Here is a 19,992-nt window from a genome sequence, read left to right as displayed (position 1 = left end):
TATGTTAGATTATAAGGTTTAGAAATGGGTAGCTAACACTCTTTTATTTACTTTAGTATTATATATTGCTAATAAAAACACATTAATAATATAATAATATAATAAAGTCTATCAATAATTTAAGTGCAGAAAAGGAATAAAGATGACTCAAGTACTTCCTATTGACATAGAACAAAGCATATTACATAAAGATATAGAAAAATATGGAAAGGTTCATCTATTTTCAAAAGGAGAGTTGATTTTTACTTCAGAAGAGATGTGCAAGATCTTTTTCTTTATACTTGATGGCAGAATCAAAGTTTCTCAAGTTAATCTTTCTAATGGTAAAGAACAGACATTGAAGATACTTACACATGGTGACATGTATGATGTAGTAACCCTTTTAGATAATAAAATACATGATAATCTATTGTATGCATTAGACGAAGTAACGATCATAGTTTTCCCTATAGATGTTGTTAAAAAGTGGATGCATGAAGATCCTGACTTTAATAAGCTTCTTTTCCCTTATATAGCTAAACAGTTCCGTGATATAGAAGAGTTAGCTTTGGACCTTTCCTTCTATGATACTTCTACTAGACTCTTAAAACTGATCTCTAAAAATATAAACAGTAAAAACAAAAATAAACTTAATCTTATACATGATCTTCCGCACGAAGAAATCGCAAGTCTTATAGGTACTGTGCGCAAAGTACTTAACCGTAATATTCAAACTCTTAAACATGATGGTATCATCGATGTGAATCATAAAAATATAAAACTTAAAGATACGCAAAAATTGCTAGACCAACTTCCTTTAGCGTAGCTACATTTATCATATATTTTCTTCAAGTGCTACTAAAGTGGCAGATATATAGTGCTGGATTGGACTATACTTATTTATCTTAAAATTAAAGGATTTAATATGTACTTAACAAAATATAGCCCGTCAAAAGAACTTCAGGAGTTTAGAAATGGATTTAAGCATTTTGATTCATTTTTAGATAATTTTATTGAGAATAGAGGAAGTTTGCTCAAAACAGATTTTAATCCTTCAGTCAATACAAGAGAGGGAGAGCATGCTTATCATGTAGAAGTTGATCTGCCAGGTGTCAAAAAAGAAGATATCGATGTAGATGTCAAAGACAATATTGTAACGATTTCTGGTGAAAGAAAAACAAAAAAAGAAGTGAAAGAAGAAGATTATTATAAAGTAGAAAGTTCTTATGGTAAATTTGAAAGAAGTTTTACTTTGCCTGAAAATGTAGATGTGGAGAACATTCATGCAGAGTCACAGGATGGCGTACTTGAAGTGGTTATTCCTAAGCTTGCAAAAGCTGAAAACAAATCTAAAAAAATTGAGATTAAATAATAGGAGCTTGAAAATGGATATCGTTGAAAAAACAAAAGAGATCGGAAATGAAATTGAAGAGACTCTGGAAAAAGGATATGAAAGAGGGAAGGAGGCACTGAGAAATGTCGCCAGCCATCTTCCTTTTGCTAATCTTGCTCAAAATAAAAGCGGAGATTTTCATGTAGAGATCGACATGCCTGGTATCAAAAAAGAAGATATCGATGTAAGAATTGATAACAATATCTTGACTGTCAGTGGTGAGAGAAAGATGAAAAAAGAGGTTAAGAAGAAAGACTATTATCATATGGAGAGCTCATTTGGAAGAATAGAGAGAAGTTTTTCTCTTCCAAAAGGAATCGATCAGGATAAGATCAACGCTAAATATAAAGATGGCAGATTGGTCATTGATCTTGAGAGAGAAAAAAGTCTAAAGCCAAAAGCGATAGAAGTAAAATAGTTTTCTTAAAGGAGATATCATGAAGCAAATTGTATCGGTACTGGTTACAAGTTTAGTTTTGGCAACCTCCGGTGTAATGGCTACAGAAAAAACACCAGACACAAGTTTTAACCCTTTTGAAGAGATACAAAAGATGCAACAGGAAATGGGTAAAATGTTTGAACGTTTTCATCAAAAGATGATGGAAGAGGATATGTTCAGTAAATTTACATTTTCTTTTCCTTCCATGCCTGCTATGGATCTTGTAGATGAAGGAGATAGTTACGTACTCGAGACAGATATACCAGGTGCAGAAAAAAACAAAATTGACATCACGGTAGAAGGCAGAGTACTGAAAATAGAAGCAAAAACTTCTAAAAATAAAGAAGAAGAAGGTAAAGGTTATGTAAAGCGTGAACGCTTTACAAGTTCCTATATGAGAACGATTACATTGCCTCAAGATGCAAATGCTGAAAAATTTGAAAGCGAATATAAAGATGGAGTATTGAAAATCACTATACCTAAACAGAAAAAATAACTTTGTATCTTTGAGACTTCTTATTAAAAACTTTCTTCTTATCAAAACCTTATAACGTTTTATATTTTATAAGGTTTGTATCATTCATTGAAATTCTTTGGGCTAGACGTTTGTATGATAATTCCATCATTTTCTGTTACGAAGAATTTCTTTAAAACAAATATTCGTTTTCTAAGACAGTTTCTAATTTTTACCAATATCCCGATATTGACATGGGTTTATATAGAAATGCTATAATTAAATATTATGAATGCACATCCAGAACTCATCCTATTCATTGGTATTATCTTTTTCCTTGGTTTAGTGGCTGAAATCCTAGCAAATAAAATATCTCTACCACGGGTATCGCTACTTATTATTCTTGGTATTTTTATTGGACCAAGTGGTCTCAACCTGTTACCTAAGGTTTTTATTGACGAATGGTTTCATACTATCACAACCATAGCTTTGGGAATGATTGGATTCTTAATTGGTCAGCAGTTTACATGGTCTAAATTGAATAAATCTGGTATCTCTGTCTTCTCAATTGCTTTGGGAAAAGTATTAATGTCATTTGTGCTTATATCAGCAATGCTACTTCTTATAAGATTGCCGTTACCTGCAGCAGTGATTTTGGCAAGTATTGCTTCAGCAACTGCTCCTGCAGCAATTTATGAAGTTGTTCATGAGATGAAGATTAGAAATAAATTTGTGACAACATTACTCGCTGTAGTCGCTTTTGACGACATTTTGGCACTGTTTTTATTCAGTTTAGTACTTTCAGTTCTTAGTGCAAGTGAGCAAATAGGATGGTATATGATTGTTTCCACTGGAATGATTGAAATATTTGGCAGTCTCCTGCTTGGATATATGATTGGCTATCCAGTCGCCAAAATAACAGGTAGGATTAAACCAGGTGAACCAAGTATGATTGAAGCTTTGGGTAGTGTTTTTTTTATTAGCGGCCTCTCTCAATGGTTAGGACTCTCTCCTATCTTAGCTGCTATGGCGATGGGTAGTGCAGTTACTACATTTGCAAAACATCATACAAGTCCTTTTCATGCTATTGAAAATATTCAATGGGTTTTTATGATTATTTTCTTTATTCTAGCAGGTGCAGCACTAGAAATTGATGCACTTTTTGATGTAGGATTTGTAGGGTTTATATACATCATGTCCCGTCTAGCTGGATTTTATATAGGTGTGCGTTTGGGTGCAAAATTAAGTGGTTCGGACATTAATATTGAAAAGTGGATGGGACTTGCACTGATTCCCCAAGCTGGTGTAGCAATCGGTATGGCATTAATAGCATCGCAGCATTATTCTGAGTATACTCACCTTATATTACCGATTGTATTAGGAACGACCATCATCTTCGAAATATTTGGACCTATGGTGACTCGTTACGCTTTACGAAAATCAGATGCAATGAAAAAAATGAGCACTTAGTTTATTGTCATTGATTCTAGTTAAATATTTTAAATAAGGAAATATTCTTGTTAGAGTTTTTTAATACCCATGAAGAAATCTTCTTATATTCAACACTTATTGGATTGGTTGGATTAATTGGTTCTTTGATAGTGGTCCCATGGATACTAATTAAAATACCATCGGATTATTTTTTGGCCAATCAACGAAAAAAGTGCCCTTGGGGTAATTGTCCTCCAATTTTAAGATTAGTAGTACTTGTAATAAAAAACATAATTGGAGTTGTTTTAATTCTAAGTGGTGTAATAATGCTATTTATTCCTGGCCAAGGTATACTCACAATTATTGGTGGTATTATTCTTATGGATTTCCCATATAAATATAAAATAATGAGAAAGATTATAAAAAATTCTAATATTCTAAGATTTATAAATAAATTACGAGAAAAAGTAAACCAAGAACCGCTAAAAGTATAAATGAGATCAGATATCTGTTATATCTCTTCAAAACCTTATAAAATATATAACTTTATAAGGTTTTCTATTTTAAGAATTTGATTAAAAAGTATGTCAATTTGACATGCTTCTGCTTTCTCATTAGATTTTATTCTATACTCCTAATAATAGGAGTAACAATGCATGAAATGATTACATCCATACATACTAATATATATACAGTACTGGGTAAGCATATCATGCTGGTCTTTGAAGTTAAAAAGACAGATGAAAAAGTGGTGGGCTTTTTCAAGCCATGAGGGAACTTCCAAAAACCTATGGTGACGAGAGTGAAACGCTTGCCACACATTTTTTAGAACAAGAAGGATTTCTGATCATCGAGCGAAATTACTTTGCACGTAAACTAGGAGAGATAGACATCATCGCCAGTCGTGATGATGTCTTACACTTCATAGAAGTGAAAAGTGGTAAAATGGACTTTGATCCTGTCTATAATGTGACACCTTCCAAACTTCGAAAAATCATTAACTCCGCACACTACTACATGAAAACAAAAAACTTGGATGTGACATTTAGCATCGATGCGCTTATCATACGTCATAATGAAGTAGAGTTTCTTGAAAATGTAACGCTTTAGTATTTTATTAGGTATAATTCTTCATATTATCTAAAGGGTACAGCGATGAAACTCTCCACTTCGCAACTAGAGCAGTTTAACACAGACGGTTTTCTTGTTCTGCGTCAGTTTGCTGATCATGAACTATGTAATACTATTTTAGAGTTGGCTAAAGTACATTTAAAATATAAAATCCCTCCTATTGAAACCGAGTCAGAATATGTAGGCGATGATAAAGAAGTTCTTAAGGTCACTGTACGTAGACTTAGACAAGTGTATCAACGTGATATCGTGTTTAAGACCTGGATGGAAAATGAAGAGATACGTCCCGTTTTAGAACAGGTACTCGAAGACACACCGGTACTCACTTTGGCCCATCATAATTCTATTATGACGAAAATGCCTCATACTTCTACAGAGACTTCGTGGCATCAAGATATCAGATACTGGAATTTTGAAAATGACAATCTTGTCAGTGTATGGCTTGCACTTGATGAGGAGTATGATGAAAATGGTGTGTTAGAGTTTATCCCTGGAAGTCATAAAATACAATTTTCTCCAGAACAGTTTGAAGGAAAACAATACTTCTCAGCTACACCAAAAGAAAACCAAAGATTGATAGAAAAGAAAACCAGTACGGTATTGCAAAAAGGGGATGTGGTCTTGTTTCACGGAAGACTTTTGCACCGTGCCAATAAAAACAGCACAGATCAGGCAAAGATCTCTTTTGTCTATACAGTTAAAGGAAAGAAAAACAGATCTATAGAGGGGACACGTTCTTCTGCGCATCCTGAAATTAGTTTAAAATAAACATAAATGAGAGTAATTTTATCCTAATTGGATACAGTTAAGACGAAATTACAAATATTTTTTAAGAATATAAGCTAAAACAATAGTTTTTATAAGAAATATAGGTTATACTGTTTATATAAAATATAAAGGAATAAATATGGCAAAATATATTGATTTAACAAACGAAAACTTTGATGCGACTATCGCTGAAGGTGTAACAATGGTAGACTTTTGGGCTCCATGGTGTGGACCTTGTAGAATGATCGCTCCAGTTATCGAAGAACTTGCAGAAGATTTTGACGGTAAAGCGACTATCTGTAAAGTAAACACAGATGAGCAACAAGATATCGCAGTAAAATATGGTATCAGATCTATCCCAGCGATCCTTTTCTTTAAAGACGGTGAAATGGTAGACCAAATGGTAGGTGCAGCTTCTAAAGATGCATTTGCTGCAAAAATTAACGAACAACTGTAAGTTATTATGCATGTAAGAGGGGTGCAACCCCTCTTTTTAACACTTCTTTCATATCTATATTTAGATAAAATCTTCTAAAATTTTTAACCAAGTATTTTCATTGTATAATAGATATTATTTGATTAAGTATTTTACTTTTTTTAAGGATTCAAAATGTTAGATTGTGCAATTATTGGTGGCGGACCGGCGGGCTTAACTGCAGGGCTCTACGCAACACGTGGTGGATTAAAAAATGTAACACTGTTTGAGATGGGTGTACCGGGTGGACAGATAACAAAGAGTTCTGAGATAGAAAATTATCCTGGTTTTTTTGACAGTAGTAAAACAGGTCTCGATTTTATGGACACATGGCAAAAACAGTGTTTTAATTTCGGTTTGAAACATGAGATGAAGAAAGTAGAGTCCATACAAAAAACAGAAGGACACTTCACTATTACACTTGAAGGTGGTGAGACAGTAGAAGCGATGACAGCCATTGTTTGTACTGGTGCAGTACCAAGACGTGCTGGATTTAAAGGTGAAGATGAATTCTATGGTAGAGGTGTGAGCACCTGTGCTACATGTGACGGATTTTTTTATAAAGAGAAACCAGTTACTGTACTTGGTGGTGGAGATACGGCCTTAGAAGAAGCTTTTTTCCTTTCTAATATTTGTTCAGACGTTTATGTGGTACATAGACGCGATGAATTTAGAGCAGCACCTCCAACACTAGATAGAGCCATGAGAAAAGAGAATATTCATCTCATTACAGATTCTGTGATAGAAGAGGCAGTAGGTGGTGCAATGGGTCTTAGCGGCATTGACATCAAAAACATTAAAACAGATGAGATTACACACATGGATAACACAGGACTTTTTGTCTTCGTGGGGCAGGATGTGAAAAATGATGTGCTGAAAGATGACAATGGAGAATTCATTTGTAAAATGAGTGATTTGGGTCAAGTCGTAGTTGATCTGAATATGAATACATCCGTACCAGGTCTTTTTGTTGCAGGTGATCTACGTATCAATGCACCCAAGCAAGTAGTCTCAGCTGCAGGAGACGGTTCCATAGCCGCACTTCAAGTAATTTCATATATTCAGGAGCAACAGTAATGGCAAAAGTTGGTATCGTAGGCAGTACAGGTAGAATGGGTGAGCACCTTATTAAAAATGTTTTAGAAAATGAGACATTGGAACTTAGTGCATTACATGTATTTGATGAACTCAAAGTTGATGTACCTTCTGATGTACTGGTGACTAATAGTATGAAAGCACTTCTTGAAGTGTGTGACGTTGTGATAGACTTTTCGGCACCTGTGGCAACACAAGAACTTTGTGAAGAAGCATTAAAAAATCCTACAGCATTGGTAATTGCAACAACAGGTTTTACTGAACATCAGCAAAATCTTCTCACGGAAGCGTCAAAAGAGATGCCGGTTCTCTACGCTTCAAATATGTCAGCAGGGATTGCACTTCTAAAACAATTAGTAGAGCAAGTTGCGGCAACACTGGTAGATTTTGATATCGAGATCGTAGAACAGCATCATAGACATAAAGTGGATGCTCCAAGCGGTACAGCATTAACATTGGGTGAATTTGCAGCTAAGGGGCGTGGTCTGGACTTGGATGCAGTACGCGTAAGTGGAAGAGATGGTCAGATCGGTGCAAGAAGCAAAGATGAGATCGCTGTAATGGCACTTCGTGGTGGTGATATTGTCGGTCGACATACAGTTGGGTTTTACAATGATGGTGAGTTCCTGGAACTGAACCATACAGCTACCAGTAGAGAGACATTTTCAAAAGGTGCTATCCGTGCAGCGACATGGATCGTAGATAAAAAGAGTGGTCTTTACTCTATAAATGATTGTTTAGGAATTTAATATGTGTGCAATTGTCGGTGTATTCGGTGCAAAAAAAGCTTCCACGGTAGCGTATTATTCGCTCTTTTCTATGCAACATCGTGGACAAGAAGCTACAGGTATTTCTGTAGCTAATGGTAAACGTATCGCTACGTATAAAAAGCGTGGTATGGTAGCAGATGTTTTTTCACAGACAACACTTGACAGTCTAGATGGTGGGTGTGCTGTAGGGCATAACCGTTATTCAACAGCAGGAAGTGAGTCTGCAGGAGATGCGCAGCCTGTATTTGCAAAATATAAACTTGGAGAGATATCGGTCGTACATAATGGTAATCTTATCAATAAAAATGAAGTAAGAAATGAATTGATAGACAAGGGTGCTATTTTTCAAACAGATATGGATACAGAAAACATTATTCATCTCATAGCAAAATCTCAGCAAGATTCTTTGGTAGACCGCATTAAAGATATGCTCACAAAGATAGAAGGTGCATATTGTTTGGCGATCCAAAGTCGTTCTAAAATGTTTGTGATCCGAGACCGTTTTGGTATTCGTCCTCTCAGTCTTGCTAAACTAAAAGACGGTGGGTATATCGTAGCTTCAGAGACATGTGCATTTGATCTGGTAGGTGCAGAATTTATACGTGATGTTGAACCGGGTGAAATGCTTATTTTTGAAGAAGGCAAAGAGCCTCAGTCAGAAAAAGTATTTGAGCCAGACTATCATCCATGTGCTTTTGAATACATCTATTTTGCCAGACCGGACTCTATTATCGATGGTAAAAATGTGTATGAAATGCGCTTAGAGATGGGGAAAAGACTGGCTAAAGAGACACCGGCAGAGGTAGACCTTGTACTTCCTGTACCAGATTCCGGTGTAGCAGCAGCCAGAGGGTATGCTGAAGGATTGGGTGTACCTTTTGAGATGGGTATTGTACGTAATCATTATGTGGGACGTACCTTTATTGAGCCTACACAGGCGATACGTGATCTTAAAGTAAAAATGAAGCTCTCACCGGTGAAGCATCTTATAGAGGGTAAAAGAGTAGCCATCATTGATGACTCACTTGTACGTGGTACTACCTCTAAGCAGATCGTACGTATGCTCAAAGAAGCAGGTGCAAAAGAAGTACATATGCGTATTGCTGCACCAGAGATAAAATATCCATGTCGTTATGGTATTGACACACCAACAAAAGCAGAGTTGATCTCTACAAAGTTTACACCAGAAGAGATTGCTGATAACATGAATGCTGATTCTCTTGGCTTTCTTTCTATTGAAGGTTTAAAAGAGTCACTGGGAACTGATAGAAACTATTCATTGGTTTCTTTTGATGGGAAGTATTTTGCAGGTGGTAATGCAGATAGCCCAGGGTGTGCGGGAAGTTGCTAAATATATTTTAGTGAGAGGGAAGTGTAGTTTATCTACTTGCCTCATATTTTGATTGAGGTGTTGTTTCCCTTTTCATTTTTTTAGAAAAAACGAAACAAAAAATTGTTGTAGCTCTCGAATCGCTTCGCTTACGAGGGTGTTCGCTACAACAAGACACACTACGTGTGATTATAGGCTTTATTTGGAACGGCTTTCTTTTTCTGTAATTCCAGACATCCCAAATCTTCTTGCTAACTCTTGTTTTACTCTGTCCGGAGAGATCTCTCTGTGTCCTAAACCTACCAGTGTATGGTAGAGTAGGTCAGCAGATTCGTAGATGACCTGTTCATCACTCTCTTCGTTGATAGCGACACAGACTTCATCTGCTTCTTCACGGATCTTAGAGAGCATGAGTTCTTTATCATCCAAAAGTTTTTTAGTCCATGACTTACCTTCAGCAGGAGTATTTTTCCGCTCTAAGATAGTATGGTAAAGGGTATCTACAACACCATAGATGGCATCTGTATCCACTTCTTTGTCCAGGATTATTTTATCTTGGATGACTGAAGTGAAGAAACAGCTTTTACGTCCTGTATGGCAGGCTACACCATTTTGTTTGATTTTAAGTATGACAGTATCTGCATCACAGTCAAGGAGTACATCTTTTACTTCTTGTGTATGGTTTGAACTTTCACCTTTTTTCCAGATGCGCTGTTTGCTTCTGCTAAAGTAGTGAGCATATCCTGTAGAGAGGGTGAGGTTGTAGGCTTCCTCATTCATATAGGCAAGCATGAGTACTTGAGATGTTTCATGGTCTTGGGCGATGGCAGGTATGAGGGGGTTCTTGTTCCAGTCTATTTGCATAGGGAAATCTCCATAAGGAAAATATTTGATGTTATTATATCGATTGTATACATTAGAGGAGCTTTTTTGGATTTGACTGGACACAATGTCACTATGAGACAACAAAAAATATTTTAGGATAAATAGTCGATTTTTGAACTATAATATCAAATATATTAAAAAAGCCAAGGAGCTTTTTATGCACCAGTTTTTTTTCCAATTTCAATTCTATGGTTTTATCCAATGATACAGATCAGTACACACATTTATTGTGATTCTTTATTTGAAAGTATGGACATAGCCAATAAACTTTTACCAAATCAATATAAAGATTTCCCCTATCTTATTATTAAAAACTTTTTTTCACAGGCATCATGTGAGAGACTTGTACAATTGGTTCAGAAGGATGAAGAAACAAAAAGAAAAGCACAGGTAAAAAAAGAAGTGATTGCAGGTATAGTTCAAGCTGAAGTTGTAGAAGAGTATCGTAAAACCAATATCTATAAATTGGATTCACTTTATGCAAAGTATTATGATGATCAATTTATCAAATATAAATCTGTGATAGAGGAGTATTTTTCTGTTGCATTGACTTTGTCAACGGATGTGCAGGTTTTAGAGTATAAAGAAGGATTCTTTTATATTAAGCATGCTGATGATTCAAGTGAGATCATCAATAAAGCAAAACAGACCATAGCTTTTAAACTGGTTGCACCACAGCGAAAATTATCTACGGTACTTTTTGCCACAAGTCATAAGACCAATGTACAAAATGGAGCTCAGAGTTTTAGTGGAGGAGAGCTGATGTTTAATTATCTCTATAACAGTAAAGGTGAACCTGTCAAAATAAAACCGGAAGCTGGAGATATGATCATTTTTCCGAGTAACCCTTATTTTTCGCATGAAGTTTTGCCTGTAGAAGAGGGGTATCGACTTACTTTAGTTCAATGGCACGATGCTATATAAGATATATTTGTAAAGATTGAGTGAAAAGAATTAAATAGAAAGAGTCTGGATCCACGGGACGAGCCCGAGGATAGAGAGATGGACTACTGTTCACCCATCAAACGCTGCTGTTGTTTACCTTTTGCATCTACCCAGATGTTTGGTACTGCACCACCAGGTGTTAGGAAGATCGGTGCATCTTTGTTGACTCTAAGGGCATCGTTAAATTTCCCTTGTGTTTTGATCTGCTCTAATTCGAGGAGTTGTGTTGTAAGTGAATTTGAGATGAGTGTATTCGCTTTAGCTTGCTCTTCTGCTTCTATACGGATCTTGTCAGCTTCACCTTGTGCTTCGATACGGTTTCTCTCTGCTTCACCACGTGCAACTTCTGCTGCTCTTTGTGCTTGTTGTTTTGCTTTTTCTTTCTCTTGTTCTGCGATGGTAACATCTTGTTTAGCTATCTGAACTCTTTCTATCTGATCTTTGATCTTTACAGGTAAGTTGATAGTTCTCAGTTCAACAGATTCAAGTATAACAGGCTGCTGTGGAAGTGCATCTACACTTTGTCTTACTTTGGTTTGAATGGCAGCAGCAATTTCATTTCTCATTTCAGGAAGTTTCTCTGCTGTATATTGACCTACAACATCACGTACCACTTCACGTACTTTAGAGTTGATGATCTTCTCTTCCCAGCTTGTACCCCATTTTTCTATGGTTGCCGGTGCAGTTTCTGCCTTCATTCTGTACTGTACTGCAATGTCGATATTAACAGTCAGTCCTCTTTTGTCCAGGACGGTGATAGCCGGGTTTCTTTTAAGTCCACCTTCAAGGTTTCTGTATGCGTCACCCAGTTCTCCTGTTCTTACATCAGAGTATGTGATCATTCTGATACGTGTATTGACAGGAATGATCTTTTGAAGTACCGGCACAAAAAAATGTAGTCCGGCATTAAGAGGTTCTTGTTCAAATTTACCAGTGTTTATTTTAATCCCCACTTCACCAGAGTTGATGATCGTAAATGGTTTGAGTACAAAAATGGCAAAACCAATGGCTACGATGACAAATATCCATGGTGCACCTTTACCCATATTGTTCAGAGGGTTTTCAAAATTGTTCCCTCCGCCTCCGCCACTGTTATTGTTATTTGAGTTGTTACTTGATTTTTTCTTTTTAAAATAGTCGTTCATGTCTGCTGGCATGTATTATCCTTAGTTTATATAGGTTAAGTGTTGAATATAGGCAGGGTTTTTACCTGCTACTACATCAAAATAGGCTGTCTGTAATTTTTCTGTAATTGGTCCTCTTGAGCCTGCACCGAGGATACGTGCATCCACTTCACGGATAGGTGTCACTTCTGCGGCTGTTCCTGTAAAGAAGGCTTCTTCTGCGATATAAACTTCTTCACGAGTGATACGGCGTCTTACAACTTCTATACCCATGTCTTTAGCCAGGTCTATCACTGTTTGTTGTGTGATAGACTCCAGTGTATTGTCACTAGGAGGAGAGATGAGTACACCATCTCTAATCATGAAGAAAGCTGCACCTGATGCTTCTGCAATATACCCATGATCATCTCTAAGCAATGCTTCGTCATAACCAGCCTCAACAGCTTCATATTTTGCCATTTGAGAGTTCAGGTAGTTTGCTACGGCTTTGGCTTTACCCATACCGGAGGTATTAGATGGTCTGGTAACAGAAGTGATCTTTGCACGAACACCTTTTCTAAGACCCTCTTCACCAAGATACGCTCCCCATTCCCATGCAGAGATAGAGACATGTACAGGGCAGTCCTTATGATAAAGACCCATAACCCCATACCCCAAATAAACTAGTGGTCTAATGTAGGCACCATTAAAGAGTTCATTTTTCTGCAAGAGTTCTACCTGTGCTTTATTGAGCTCTTCAGCTGTGTATGGTACATCCATCAGTGTCATCTTTGATGAATTAAGAAGTCTTTGTGTGTGCTCTTTCAGTTTAAAGATCGCACATCTTCCATCTACTGTTTTGTAGGCTTTAGTCCCTTCTATGGCACCGTTACCGTAGTGTAGTGTATGTGTGAGTACATGTACTTTGGCATCATCCCAAGGTGTAAATTCACCATCCATCCAGATATATTTTGCTTTGTTCATTACGATTCGCTCCAAGACCTACCATATAAGGCAGTCAAAATTAATGAATTATTTTAGCTAAATTGTTGTTAATAGTCGGTTATCTAATATATACGTTTATCATATATATATTATTGGTGAATAACTATACAGTTACTTGTGTGTCAGAGTGCTATTTTGATGTTATACTTTATCGATTAACGTTAAGTAAAGTAAGGGAAACAACAATGAAAGAATTTGTTAAAGTTTATGAGGAAAATCAGGAAGATATTGAAAAGTTTATCATTACAACTTTGAAAAATAATGGTTCGATCTTAGCCGAAACATCAAGCAACTATAAAAAAGTGTTTCAGAGCTTTCCTTCTATGGAACTGCTCTATGTAACAGATCAGGATTTTAAGCAATGTGGTGCAAATATTTTTAGACATAAAAGAGATCTGTCGGCAAAGGATAAGGGTAGAGCCTATATGCGTACAAAAGTTATGCAAAAAGATGATGAGTTTTCTGTAAGTCCCCCTTACATCAGTTCTGCAACGGGACACACCTGTATTACTGTGATGAAAAAAGAAGAAGACAAATATATCTTTATCGATTTTAGACTTTCGGGTTTACTGGGTAGGTTTGGCCTGATAGAGCTCAACCAAACTTTTAATAACTTTACAACATTTTTTTATAAAGCAGTGGGTTTTTCATTGATGGCATTTGCTTTTTTTGCTATTGTTTATGCACTGTTCGGATATGCTTCAAGTATTTTTATAGAAGGGAACTTTTCTCTTGATGCACTTTTTAAACCTATCGTAGCACTCACTTTAGGTCTGGCTATTTTTGACCTTGCAAAAACAATTTTGGAAAGGGAAGTCTTTTTCAAAAATTACAGTAAAGAAAACGAAGATGCAAATGTTTTAACGAAATTCTCTATAGCTATTATCATTGCACTTTCCATTGAAGCGTTGATGGTTGTATTTAAGATCGCGTTACATGATTATTCCCAGATGATACATGCACTTTATCTGATCCTAGGTATTGCACTCATTATCATATCCTTGGGTGTTTATAGTTTTTTATCCAAAAGATAAGACCTTTAATAACGAGTTTTTACATAAGTTTGTATTATATTAGATTCCTATGGTATAATTTTCTTGATTTATATCAAGGAATTTACTGAATGTACGAACTTAAAGATATACCACTCTTCTCAGGGCTTAGTAAAGTACACTTGGCAGAGTTACAAGCGCATATACATGTTAAACATTACAGTAAAGACAACATTGTATTTTATGAAGAGGAGGAGAGCCCATACTTGCATATCTTGATGGAAGGAAATGTAAGGCTTTATAAGACCACTCCGACTGGAAGAGAAGTATATTTGCATGGTATGCATGCTCCAGATGCTATTGCTTTGTTCCCAGCTTTGGAGAGAGTGGCATTTCCTGCGACCTGTGCATTTCTTTCAGAAGGTGCAGTGGGTTTGTTGCCACTTGACAAATTGCATAAGTGCTTAGAAAATTTGGATTTTTCTTTAGCCATGATCAAGGCTATGTCAAAACGGATGAAGTTACTCGAAAATTTATTACATAAAGAGACGGTATTTTCCTCTGAAGCAAAAATTGCAGATCTAATTTCAAATAATGCTAAAGTTTTTTCGTATTTAAAAAACCATGAAATAGCTTCTATGCTTAACATCACACCTGAAACTTTGTCTCGTGTCCTCACTAAACTGAAAAAAGAAGAGATCATTACGATTGATGATCACATCGTGAAAATTCTGAAGCAAGATGCGCTTCAGGAAATCATCGAAACCAACAGCATGAAAAAAAATGTATCAATTTAATTGAACATAAAATCAATAAATTAACTTTATTTAATATAAGAGAAAAATAGTCTTAAATAATTCTTTAATATAATTTTTACAAATCATACTAAAATTCTTCAATTCTTGACATATATCAAGAATTAGTCTTTCCAATAGCGATATCCTTATTGTGTATATTTATATTTATCTAATTACCAAAAGGAGGAAAGATGTCATTAAATAGACGAGATTTTTTGAAGAATTCAGCAGCAGTAGCAGCCGCAGGTGCAGTGGGGATTACAGTCCCTCAGGAAGCACAGGCGGCAGCAGCTAAAGCAGAATCCAAATGGAGATGGGACAAGGCGGCTTGTCGTTTCTGTGGTACGGGTTGCGGGATCATGCTTGCGACTAGAGATGGGCGTATTGTTGCTGTTAAGGGTGACCCTGCTGCTCCGGTAAATAGAGGTCTTAACTGTATTAAAGGATACTTTAATGCGAAGATCATGTATGGTGCAGATAGACTTAAAACTCCTCTGCTTCGTATGAATGATAAAGGTGAGTTCGATAAAAAAGGTAAGTTTAAACCAGTAAGCTGGGAACGTGCTTTTGACGAAATGGAAGTACACATTAAAAAGGCACTTAAAGCTAGTGGACCAGAAGGTGTGGCGAACTTTGCTTCAGGTCAATATACGGTAATGGAAGGGTATGCTGCTCAGAAAATGATGAAAGCAGGATTCCGTTCAAATGCTATTGATCCAAATGCACGTCACTGTATGGCGTCTGCGGTGGTTGGTTTTTATCAGACATTTGGTATTGATGAACCAAGTGGTTGTTATGATGATATTGAGCTTACAGATACAGTGGTTTCCTGGGGTTCAAATATGGCAGAGATGCACCCTATCTTATGGTCACGTGTTACAGATAGAAAGCTTTCTAATCCAGATAGAGTAAAAATCGTAAATCTCTCTACGTACAGACATAGAACATCTGACCTTGCGGATGTTGAGATCATTTTTTCACCAAATACTGACTTGGCACTGTGGAACTACATTGCACGTGAAATTGTAATGAGAGATGATGCAGAAAAAATCATTGATTGGGATTTTGTAAAACAACATATGGTCTTTGCCGTAGGTCCTGTCAATCTTGGTTATGGAATGAGACGTGATAATGAAAAATCTATTAAAGAGGGGAAATACACTGTCCTTGAGATGGAAACGATCTCAAAAGAGATGACGAAAACTATCTCAGCAAAAGAAGGACCTTCACTCGAACCTTATGGCTATAAAGAGGGTGATGTGATGACAAATACACCAGGTACACTTAAACACTGGGAGATTTCATTTGAAGAGTATAAAAAGTCACTTGAACCATATACACTTGAGTATACGGCTAAAATAACTAAAGGTGATCCAAATGAAGATATAGAAGCGTTTAAGAAAAAGCTTCAATATCTTGCTGATCTATACATTCAAAAAGGAAGAAAGGTTGTTTCTTTTTGGACGATGGGGATGAATCAACATACACGTGGTACATGGGTAAATACCTTGGCGTATAATGTTCACTTCTTACTTAATAAACAGGCGAAGCCAGGTTCTGGAGCATTCTCGCTTACTGGACAACCTTCAGCATGTGGTACAGCAAGAGAAGTAGGTACATTCTGTCACAGACTTCCAGCAGATATGATGGTTAAAAATCCTAAACACAGAAAAATTACTGAGGCAGGATGGAAAGTACCAGACGGTACCATTAACCCTGTAGGTAATCAGCATTTTATGAAGATCCATAGAGATATAGAAGATGGTGTGATTAAGTTCTGTTGGATCAATGTCAACAACCCATACCAAAACTCTGCTTCTGCTTCACACTGGATCAAAGCAGCACGAGAAATGGATAATTTTATTGTTTGTTCTGATGGGTATCCTGGTATCTCGGCAAAAGTCTCTGACCTTGTACTCCCTACAGCAATGATCTATGAAAAATGGGGTGCTTATGGAAATGCAGAGCGTCGTACACAACACTGGAGACAACAAGTTCTTCCTGTAGGTGATTCGATGTCTGATACTTGGCAATGGATCGAACTTTCTAAAAGATTTACAGTCAAAGATGTTTGGGGTGAATCAACACTTAGAAATAAAAAAGTACTTCCAAATATCATCAAAGATGCTAAGAAGATGGGATACAACGAAGATACAACGATGTATGAGATCTTATTTGCAAATAAAAAAGCGCAATCTTATAAATTGAACGATAAGTTCCCTCAGGCAGGTTATGATGATACAGAATCAAGAGGTGACAGTCGTAATGTAAAAGGCTCAGACGGTAAACCGTGGCAAGGGTATGGATTTATGATTCATGAGTATCTTTTCGAAGAGTATGCTGAATTTGGTAGAGGACATGGACATGACCTTGCGCCGTTTGAAGTGTATCACAAAGTAAGAGGACTTAAGTGGCCTGTTGTTGACGGTAAAGAGACACAATGGAGATTTAATGTCAAGTATGATCCGTATGCAGCAAAAGCAGCGAAAGAAACGGGTGCAACAGACTTTGCATTCTATGGAACATTGGCTAAGGCATTGGCCCAGGGTGATCTTAAAGGTATTAAAGATAAAAACAAAAAATCGCTTAAAAACAAAGCGAAGATCTATGCTAGACCATACATGGATCCACCAGAAATGCCAGATGCAAACTATGATACATGGTTATGTACAGGTAGGGTACTTGAACACTGGCACTCTGGTACGATGACAATGAGAGTTCCTGAACTCTTTAGAGCGGTACCGGAAGCACTTTGTTATATGCACCCCGAAGATGCGAAGAAAAAAGGATTTAAACAGGGTGGACTTATCTGGGTCGACTCACGTCGTGGAAAAGTTAAAGCAAGAGTGGAGACAAGAGGTCGTAACAGAGTCCCTCAAGGGCTTGTATTTGTACCTTGGTTTGATGAAAAAGTTTTCATTAATAAAGTATGTCTAGATGCAACGTGTCCAATGTCTAAAGAAACAGACTTTAAAAAATGTGCAGTAAAACTCTATAAGGCATAAGCATGGAACACTCTAACGACAGAAGAAACTTTATGGCGACGACAATGCAAAGTGTTGGTTTAGCTGCCCTTGGTGGAATGTTGTGGAGTGGGTATACAGATTCTGTAAAAGCTTCACCTTTGGTACTCAGACCTCCTGGTGCATTGCCTGAGAAAGATTTTTTGGCAGCATGTATCAAGTGTGGTTTGTGTGCAGAAGCGTGTGTGAACAGAGAAACTAATATAGATAGAGATACAGGAAAGCAGAGACCAAGTACCTTACAAATGGCAAAGGGTGGTGACTCCTTACTGATAGGAACACCTTACTTTGTACCAACGGAAGTGCCTTGTTTTATGTGTGAGGATATTCCTTGTGTGCCTGTTTGTCCGTCGGGTGCTTTAGATATGCCAAGTCTTTTAAATGAAAAAGAAGAACTTGACATTAACAAAGCTTCTATGGGCTTGGCAGTAGTACATAAAGAGTCCTGCATTGCTTTTTGGGGTATACAGTGTGATGCGTGTTATCGTGCCTGTCCTCTTTTGGATGTGGCGATCACACTTGAGTACGTTAAAAATGAAAGAACAGGTAAACATGCATTCTTGCTTCCAATTGTACAAGACCATGCCTGTACAGGTTGTGGACTTTGCGAACAAGCCTGTATCACTGAAGAACCTGCTATTTTTGTACTTCCAAATGATATAGCCAAAGGTAAGGCGGGTGACCATTATGTTAAAGGTTGGGATGCAAAAGACCAGGAACGTGTAAAAGATGCACAAGGTTTAGAAACAACAACTAAGCGAAGCAAAAAAGATTCAACAGATTATCTGAATACGGAGGTAGAGTACTAATGAAAAATATAAAATACTTACTTCTTAGAAGAACGACTCAGATAGGTCTTTTGTTTTTGTACTTTTCTGCTAATGCGTATGGTTGGAATATCTTAGCCGGTACCTTTGGGACTTCTATGATCTTTGGTACGATCCCTTTAGCTGATCCATATACAACACTTCAAGTGTTGGCAACAGGGTTTGTTCTAGGTGCTGACGTTTTACTTGGTGCGGCTATTATCACGCTATTTTATTTTGTGATCGGCGGTAGAGCATTTTGTTCTTGGGTTTGTCCTATCAATATGGTGACAGATCTGGCTAACTGGATCAGACGCAAGTTGAATCTCGATAAAGAAGAGGTCAATTATCGTTTTATGAAGCGAAGCGCACGATATTGGATCATGGTAGTGGGACTTATTATCTCAGCTGTGGTCGGTATCGCTGCTTTTGAAGTATTTAGCCCGATTACTATAATGCAAAGAGGAATTGTCTTTGGATTTGGTATGGGCGCTGCGGTGATCATTGCGATATTTTTGTTTGATCTATTTGGTGTCAAGAACGGTTGGTGTGGACACTTATGTCCTTTGGGTGCGAGTTATTCACTTATAGGTAAGTACAGCTTGATACGTGTTAAGCATAATGCTGATACTTGTACGGCATGTATGGATTGTAAAGTGGTATGTCCTGAAAAGCAGGTACTGCATATGATCAGTAAAGAGAGTATCTCTGTGACAGATGGGGAGTGTACAAACTGTGGAAGATGTGTGGATGTGTGCAACGATGATGCACTAGAGTTTAGTATTCGTAGTTTTACGAAAAACAAGTAGGAGGAAAAATATGAAGAAGATAGTAAAAGTAGTAGCACTTGGTGCTTTATTGGCAACTACAGGTGCATATGCAGTAAGTGTTGCAGCATGTACCGGATGTCATGGACAATACTTTGAGAAGGCAGCCTTGGGGAAATCGAAGATAGTTAAAGATATGTCTTATAAAGAGATCAAAGATGCAATGATGGGTTATAAAAATGGAACCTATGGTGATACTATGAAAGGTGTGATGGTAGCACAGGTAAAAAATCTTAATGATGATGAGATCGAAGCAATGTCATTACTGATGAAAACTGAAGCAGGTGTACCTACACAAAAAGCCACAGAACATGCTGCAGCTGCAGCAGTAGCAGCAGCAGGTG

22 protein-coding genes are annotated in these 19,992 nt (G+C 37.0%); 19 read left to right on the top strand and 3 right to left on the bottom strand.

The features are described 5' to 3' along the window. Window positions 1–142: 142 nt before the first annotated feature. The 12 genes from ABYK33_RS01420 (at window position 143) to purF (ending at window position 9,286) form a co-directional block, all read left to right on the top strand. Window positions 143–805, top strand: coding sequence for a Crp/Fnr family transcriptional regulator (locus ABYK33_RS01420; protein ID WP_373031119.1), 663 nt, complete (start codon window positions 143–145; stop codon window positions 803–805). 99 nt (window positions 806–904) lie between these two features. Then, window positions 905–1,351, top strand: coding sequence for an Hsp20/alpha crystallin family protein (locus tag ABYK33_RS01415; RefSeq protein ID WP_373031118.1), 447 nt, complete (start codon window positions 905–907; stop codon window positions 1,349–1,351). 13 nt (window positions 1,352–1,364) lie between these two features. Beyond that, window positions 1,365–1,790 (top strand): Hsp20/alpha crystallin family protein, encoded by a 426-nt coding sequence (locus ABYK33_RS01410; protein ID WP_373031117.1) that lies wholly within the window; start codon window positions 1,365–1,367, stop codon window positions 1,788–1,790. Between the two features lie 19 nt (window positions 1,791–1,809). Further along, window positions 1,810–2,307, top strand: a complete 498-nt coding sequence (locus ABYK33_RS01405; RefSeq protein WP_373031116.1) for an Hsp20/alpha crystallin family protein — start codon at window positions 1,810–1,812, stop codon at window positions 2,305–2,307. A 246-nt stretch (window positions 2,308–2,553) separates the two neighbouring features. Next, window positions 2,554–3,735 (top strand): cation:proton antiporter, encoded by a 1,182-nt coding sequence (locus ABYK33_RS01400; protein ID WP_373031115.1) that lies wholly within the window; start codon window positions 2,554–2,556, stop codon window positions 3,733–3,735. Between the two features lie 47 nt (window positions 3,736–3,782). After that, on the top strand, window positions 3,783–4,190 hold the full coding sequence (locus tag ABYK33_RS01395; protein WP_373031114.1) for a PGPGW domain-containing protein: 408 nt from the start codon (window positions 3,783–3,785) through the stop codon (window positions 4,188–4,190). A gap of 274 nt (window positions 4,191–4,464) precedes the next feature. After that, complete coding sequence (locus ABYK33_RS01390) at window positions 4,465–4,806, top strand: YraN family protein (protein ID WP_373031113.1); 342 nt, start codon at window positions 4,465–4,467, stop codon at window positions 4,804–4,806. A 45-nt stretch (window positions 4,807–4,851) separates the two neighbouring features. Beyond that, on the top strand, window positions 4,852–5,595 hold the full coding sequence (locus ABYK33_RS01385) for a phytanoyl-CoA dioxygenase family protein (RefSeq protein WP_373031112.1): 744 nt from the start codon (window positions 4,852–4,854) through the stop codon (window positions 5,593–5,595). A gap of 139 nt (window positions 5,596–5,734) precedes the next feature. Continuing rightward, window positions 5,735–6,052 (top strand): thioredoxin, encoded by a 318-nt coding sequence (gene trxA, locus ABYK33_RS01380; protein ID WP_373031111.1) that lies wholly within the window; start codon window positions 5,735–5,737, stop codon window positions 6,050–6,052. Window positions 6,053–6,205: 153 nt separating this feature from the next. Next, window positions 6,206–7,147: an NAD(P)/FAD-dependent oxidoreductase gene (locus ABYK33_RS01375; protein ID WP_373031110.1), complete on the top strand. Its 942-nt coding sequence runs from the start codon at window positions 6,206–6,208 to the stop codon at window positions 7,145–7,147. Further along, the gene (gene dapB, locus ABYK33_RS01370) at window positions 7,147–7,914 is read left to right on the top strand and encodes a 4-hydroxy-tetrahydrodipicolinate reductase (RefSeq protein ID WP_373031109.1); all 768 of its coding nucleotides are present in this window, start codon (window positions 7,147–7,149) and stop codon (window positions 7,912–7,914) included. The genes ABYK33_RS01375 and dapB overlap by 1 nt, the downstream gene beginning before the upstream one ends. Window position 7,915: 1 nt before the next feature. Then, entirely contained in the window at window positions 7,916–9,286 is a 1,371-nt protein-coding gene (purF, locus tag ABYK33_RS01365; RefSeq protein ID WP_373031108.1) for an amidophosphoribosyltransferase, read from the top strand. 177 nt (window positions 9,287–9,463) lie between these two features. On the opposite strand, the gene hisIE is transcribed toward purF, so the two are convergent. Then, window positions 9,464–10,129, bottom strand: coding sequence for a bifunctional phosphoribosyl-AMP cyclohydrolase/phosphoribosyl-ATP diphosphatase HisIE (gene hisIE, locus ABYK33_RS01360; RefSeq protein ID WP_373031107.1), 666 nt, complete (start codon window positions 10,127–10,129; stop codon window positions 9,464–9,466). Between the two features lie 222 nt (window positions 10,130–10,351). Here hisIE and ABYK33_RS01355 point away from each other — a divergent pair, with 222 nt between their 5' ends. Beyond that, window positions 10,352–11,074: a 2OG-Fe(II) oxygenase gene (locus tag ABYK33_RS01355; protein ID WP_373031106.1), complete on the top strand. Its 723-nt coding sequence runs from the start codon at window positions 10,352–10,354 to the stop codon at window positions 11,072–11,074. Window positions 11,075–11,157: 83 nt separating this feature from the next. On the opposite strand, the gene ABYK33_RS01350 is transcribed toward ABYK33_RS01355, so the two are convergent. Then, complete coding sequence (locus ABYK33_RS01350; RefSeq protein WP_373031105.1) at window positions 11,158–12,252, bottom strand: SPFH domain-containing protein; 1,095 nt, start codon at window positions 12,250–12,252, stop codon at window positions 11,158–11,160. Between the two features lie 9 nt (window positions 12,253–12,261). Beyond that, a complete protein-coding gene (locus tag ABYK33_RS01345) occupies window positions 12,262–13,182 on the bottom strand; it encodes a branched-chain amino acid transaminase (protein ID WP_373031104.1) in 921 nt (306 codons plus the stop codon). A gap of 206 nt (window positions 13,183–13,388) precedes the next feature. Here ABYK33_RS01345 and ABYK33_RS01340 point away from each other — a divergent pair, with 206 nt between their 5' ends. From ABYK33_RS01340 to ABYK33_RS01315, 6 genes are all read left to right on the top strand, one after another. Then, window positions 13,389–14,237 carry a hypothetical protein gene (locus tag ABYK33_RS01340; protein WP_373031103.1) on the top strand — a complete coding sequence of 283 codons (849 nt, stop codon included), beginning with the start codon at window positions 13,389–13,391 and terminating at the stop codon, window positions 14,235–14,237. Window positions 14,238–14,326: 89 nt separating this feature from the next. Next, window positions 14,327–14,992, top strand: coding sequence for a Crp/Fnr family transcriptional regulator (locus ABYK33_RS01335; protein WP_373031102.1), 666 nt, complete (start codon window positions 14,327–14,329; stop codon window positions 14,990–14,992). A gap of 191 nt (window positions 14,993–15,183) precedes the next feature. Further along, entirely contained in the window at window positions 15,184–17,997 is a 2,814-nt protein-coding gene (gene napA / locus ABYK33_RS01330) for a nitrate reductase catalytic subunit NapA (RefSeq protein WP_373031101.1), read from the top strand. 2 nt (window positions 17,998–17,999) lie between these two features. Next, complete coding sequence (gene napG, locus ABYK33_RS01325) at window positions 18,000–18,824, top strand: ferredoxin-type protein NapG (protein WP_373031100.1); 825 nt, start codon at window positions 18,000–18,002, stop codon at window positions 18,822–18,824. Then, window positions 18,824–19,630 (top strand): quinol dehydrogenase ferredoxin subunit NapH, encoded by an 807-nt coding sequence (gene napH / locus ABYK33_RS01320; RefSeq protein ID WP_373031099.1) that lies wholly within the window; start codon window positions 18,824–18,826, stop codon window positions 19,628–19,630. The genes napG and napH overlap by 1 nt, the downstream gene beginning before the upstream one ends. Before the next feature lie 10 nt (window positions 19,631–19,640). Beyond that, window positions 19,641–19,992 (top strand): cytochrome c (locus tag ABYK33_RS01315; protein ID WP_373031098.1); only part of this gene is annotated, 352 nt, incomplete at its 3' end.

This window comes from Sulfurovum sp. (assembly GCF_041562805.1).
In the GTDB taxonomy this organism is placed as follows: domain Bacteria; phylum Campylobacterota; class Campylobacteria; order Campylobacterales; family Sulfurovaceae; genus Sulfurovum.
Note: the sequence above shows the minus strand (reverse complement) of the source record. Positions and strands in the feature narration are given on the sequence as shown.